Annotated in this window: 1 protein-coding gene; it reads left to right on the plus strand. The window is 34.0% G+C overall.

Annotated features, from left to right (window positions below):
* The first annotated feature begins 135 nt into the window (after positions 1-135).
* Entirely contained in the window at positions 136-621 is a 486-nt protein-coding gene (gene tnpA / locus ACXQH5_RS13750) for an IS200/IS605 family transposase (protein ID WP_000093393.1), read from the plus strand.
* Positions 622-744 lie beyond the last annotated feature (123 nt).

Raw genomic sequence — 744 nt, forward strand, 5'->3', positions numbered from 1 at the left:
TTATGAAAAGAAAACCATACGCTATGCGTATGGTTCAGAAAAGGTTCTACCATTGTCACAAAAAATGCATCTCTACGTGCTAGAATAAATATTGGTCAGCCAACCAAAATAATCAACACGAGGAGATGCTATTTAATGTCATCTGACACAAACAGTTTAGCACATACAAAATGGAATTGTAAGTATCATATTGTCTTTGCACCTAAATACAGAAGACAAGTGATATATGGAAAAATAAAAAAAGATATAGGGATTATATTGCGTCAATTATGTGAAAGAAAAGGTGTAGAGATAATTGAAGCAGAGGCATGTAAAGATCATATCCATATGTTAGTAAGTATACCACCTAAACTTGGGGTATCATCATTTGTTGGCTATTTAAAAGGAAAAAGTAGTTTAATGATATTTGATAGACATGCTAACTTAAAGTATAGATATGGAAATAGAAAGTTTTGGTGTAAAGGATTTTATGTGGATACAGTAGGTAGAAATAAAAAAGTGATTGAAAATTATATTCGTAATCAATTACAAGAGGATATCGTTGCAGACCAAATCTCAATGGAAGAATATTTAGATCCTTTCACTGGAGAGAAAAATAGAAAAAGAAAGAAAAAAGAGTAACCCTTTAGGGTTGCTGAAATAGTAGTGCAGTTGGCTGACTTGTCAGTGCCCTTTTAGGGCTGGCCAGTAAGGAAGGCTTATAGCCGCAGAACAAACCACCCGTTCACACGGGTGGTTTTGATT

The sequence above is a fragment of the Staphylococcus sp. SA22 genome, from assembly GCF_054165785.1.

Coding starts and splice junctions, on each gene's coding strand:
- tnpA (WP_000093393.1), top strand. CDS start 136: ATGTCATCTGACACAAACAGTTTAGCACATACAAAATGGAATTGTAAG.